Source organism: Streptomyces sp. IMTB 2501 (assembly GCF_001953885.1).
Taxonomy (GTDB): domain Bacteria; phylum Actinomycetota; class Actinomycetes; order Streptomycetales; family Streptomycetaceae; genus Streptomyces.
Genome location: NZ_MQUS01000091.1, coordinates 1 through 1239, shown reverse-complemented (window position 1 = coordinate 1239; position 1239 = coordinate 1). Strand labels below are relative to the sequence as shown.

Annotated in this window: 1 protein-coding gene; it reads right to left on the bottom strand. The window is 68.4% G+C overall.

What is annotated here, in order from left to right:
- Window positions 1-1194 (bottom strand): IS30 family transposase (locus AV521_RS46230; RefSeq protein ID WP_076097941.1); only part of this gene is annotated, 1194 nt, incomplete at its 3' end.
- Window positions 1195-1239 lie beyond the last annotated feature (45 nt).

Here is a 1239-nt window from a genome sequence, read left to right as displayed (position 1 = left end):
CTTGCGTGGCCGGCTGTTGAGTTCGGCAGCGACCGTCTCCAGCTCCTCGCGGGTGTGGCTGGAGAGGTCGGTGCCCTTTGGGAAGTACTGCCGCAGCAGGCCGTTGGTGTTCTCGTTCGAGCCGCGCTGCCAGGGGCTGGCCGGGTTGCAGAAGTAGACCGGGACGTTGGTGGCGATGGTGAACGCGCGGTGGGCGGCCATCTCGGATCCCTGGTCCCAGGTGAGTGATCTCCGCAGATGCGGCGGGAGCGTCTGAACGGTCTCAACGAGGGCGTTTCTGGTGGCGGCCGCGGTGTGGCCGGCGGGCAGGTGAAGCAGCATCACGTAGCGGGTGGAGCGTTCCACCAGCGTGCCGATCGCCGATTTGCCGTCCTTGCCGATGATCAAGTCGCCTTCCCAGTGGCCGGGAACAGCGCGGTCAGCGGCCTCGGCAGGCCGGTCGCTGATCATGACCATGTTCCGGATCGCGCGCGGCAGGCGCTTGTAAGCGTGGCGGTGCGGGCGCCGACGTGCGCGTCCCGTCCGCAGGGCACGAGCCAGTTCCCGGCGGAGTTCACCGCGGCCCTGGACGTAGAGGGCCTGATAGATCGTCTCGTGGGTCACGCGCATCTCCGGCCGGTCGGGGAACCGTCTGCGAAGAGCGTGGCAGATCTGCTCGGGGCTCCACCGCATCGTGAGGTGGTGCTGGATGAAGTCCCGCAGTTCAGGGCTCTGGCCGATCTTGCCGGGCTTGGGGCGGGGCTTGCGCTGATCCGCTCGGCGCTGGGCGGCGTGCGGCCGGTAGTACCAGTTGCCGCCTGGCAGGACGGTCCGGTTGCGGCGGATCTCCCGGCTGATGGTGGAGGGTCTGCGGCCCAGCTCGGCCGCGATCGCGCGGACCGTGGCCTTCTCCCGCAGTCGGTCGGCTATGTGGATCCGGTCCGCTTCGCGCAGATACCTGGACGGCCCGTCCAGGGGCGTCACCGAAGGTTTCGGCGACGCCCCTGACGGGTCGATCGGCAGTGCCGCGACGGTGCCGCCGGACGCGGCCCGCCCGTTACGCCACCGCTTGCCCGTCCGCACGTTGATGCCCACGATCCGGGCTGCCTCTGCGTATCCCACACCTTGATCCACCAGCTGAAGGTAGACCCGGCGTTCTTCCGTCAGAGCACGGATCCCCCGGTTGACCGAGCGGTCCCGGACCTTGAATTCCATCGCATCCCCTGAGCTGGGGTGTTGCGACGATCACTAGAACTCAAG